The organism is Pseudomonas protegens, assembly GCF_003732485.1.
Classification (GTDB): domain Bacteria; phylum Pseudomonadota; class Gammaproteobacteria; order Pseudomonadales; family Pseudomonadaceae; genus Aquipseudomonas; species Aquipseudomonas protegens_B.
Window position 1 is genome coordinate 172,175 of the sequence record NZ_MOAK01000043.1, and the last position, 484, is coordinate 172,658.

1 protein-coding gene is annotated in these 484 nt (G+C 52.7%); it reads right to left on the reverse strand.

The features are described 5' to 3' along the window. On the reverse strand, positions 1–484 hold a 484-nt coding region (zapE, locus tag BLX41_RS34985; protein ID WP_259744678.1), incomplete at both ends, for a cell division protein ZapE.

A 484-nucleotide genomic window follows, 5' to 3' on the forward strand; every position in this document is an offset into this window, starting at 1 on the left:
AAACCATCAGGAACGATGTTCGAAGTCGCCACCAGGGTCACACCGTTCTTGAACAACTCTTCCATCAAGGTGCCAAGAATCATCGCGTCGGTAATGTCAGACACAAAGAACTCATCAAAACAGATCACCCGCGCCTCTTGTGAGAAACGCTTGGCAATGATGGTCAGCGGATTCTTTTCGCCACCCAGGGTTTTCATTTCTTCGTGTACGCGCTTCATAAAACGGTGAAAGTGCGTGCGAACCTTTTCCTTGAACGGCAAGGCTTCGAAGAAGGTGTCCACCAGATAAGTTTTTCCGCGCCCTACTCCCCCCCAGAAGTACAGACCCTTGACCGGCGTCTGATCCTTCTTGCCAAAGAGCTTGCCGAGCAACCCCGGCTTGTTTTGCTCGGCCGCGATCAGATCCTCATACAGGCGCTGCAGATGACGCACAGCGGTTTCCTGTGCCGCGTCATGAAAGAAGTCCGGGCGTTTCAGATCTGCTT